General features: G+C 62.8%; 1 protein-coding gene. It reads right to left on the reverse strand.

Annotation, left to right across the window (positions count from 1 at the left end):
- On the reverse strand, positions 1-850 hold an 850-nt coding region (locus tag SCT_RS17875; protein ID WP_144408304.1), incomplete at both ends, for an RHS repeat protein.

Raw genomic sequence — 850 nt, forward strand, 5'->3', positions numbered from 1 at the left:
ACTGTCGGTGAGGCGGTTCAACAGGCCGCCGGGGCTCCAGCTGTAGCTGAGGGTTTTGAGGCCACGACTGTCGATGACTGAGGTGAGGCGGTGGGTGTTGTCGTAGCCGTAGGTGGTGATGGCTTCGGGGTGAACGGTCTGGATGATCTGGCCCAGGGCGTTGCGCTGCCAGGTGGTGTTGCGCCCGTTTTGTTCGGTGCGGCTTATCAGTTGGTGGCCGGTGTCCCAGGTAAAGCTGGTGGTCTGGTTTTTGGCGTCGGTGACGCTGGTGGCGTTGTTGTTGGCGTCATAGGCGATGCTCCAGAATTTGCCCAGGGCGTCGGTGCTTCTGGTCTTGCGGTTGAAGTCGTCAAACGCCAGGGTTTCCTGCACTTTGGTGATGTCGCTGGCGGCGCTGGTGCAGGGGCTCGGGGTGTAGCCGGCTTTGACCTGGGTGCGGCGGCTTAGGCTGTCGTAGCTGTAGACGGTGACCGGGCACACGGCGCCGTAGGCGGCGTCGGTATATTGCGGGCCGACGATTCTTGTTGCGCGGTTGAGTTCGTCGTACTGGGAGGTGGTGGTGCGGTTGCTCTGGCCGCTGCCGCTGGCGGGAATGTCGGTGAGGCTGGTGACGTTGCCGTTCTCATCGTAGTCGTACTGCAGGGCGTGGCCGCTGGTGTAGCTTTGGATGGTGGGCGAGCTGACGGTTTTAAGGCGGCCGTCGCGGGTGGCGTCCCAATAGGTGTTGCTGACGGTGTTGCCGTTGGGGTCGGTGATGCTGCGCACCTTGCCGTCAGCGTCTCGGCTGGATGAGACGGCGTTGCTTTCCTGATCGTAGGCGATGATGGCGCGGTTGGCGGCATCATAGCCG

Source organism: Sulfuricella sp. T08 (assembly GCF_000971475.1).
GTDB lineage: Bacteria > Pseudomonadota > Gammaproteobacteria > Burkholderiales > Sulfuricellaceae > Sulfuricella.